The following is a 512-nucleotide window of genomic DNA, read 5'->3' on the forward strand; positions in this document are numbered from 1 at the left end:
GTCATGAAAAATGCCCAAACCAAGATTGCTCAGAGTTTGCGCCAGTTTGTGGTGCCGGCAGTCTTTGCTTTGTCAGGTACGCCTATTGAAAACCATTTAGGAGAGTTGTGGTCTATCTTTCAAATTGTGCTTCCAGGACTCTTACCAAGTAAAAAGGAGTTTATGAAATTACCGGCTGATCGAGTCGCGCAGTTTATCAAGCCCTTTGTCATGAGGCGTAAGAAAGAAGAAGTTCTTACAGAACTGCCTGATCTGATCGAAGTCGTCTATAAAAATGAACTGGAAGACCAACAGAAGGCTATCTATCTAGCCCAGTTGCAACAGATGAGAGACCGCCTAGCGCAAGTGACCGATCAAGAATTCCAGAGAAGTCGGGTAGAAATCTTATCTGGACTCATGCGTTTGCGTCAAATCTGCGATACGCCAGCTCTCTTCATGGACGATTACCAGGGAGCTAGTGGTAAACTCGATAGTCTCCGAGATTTATTGCTACAAGTGGCTGATGGTGGGCA

1 protein-coding gene is annotated in these 512 nt (G+C 45.5%); it reads left to right on the forward strand.

What is annotated here, in order from left to right:
- Window positions 1-512 (forward strand): SNF2-related protein (locus tag GMD1S_RS08965; RefSeq protein ID WP_000324034.1); only part of this gene is annotated, 512 nt, incomplete at both ends.

The organism is Streptococcus sp. GMD1S (assembly GCF_000296875.1).
Taxonomy (GTDB): Bacteria; Bacillota; Bacilli; order Lactobacillales; family Streptococcaceae; genus Streptococcus.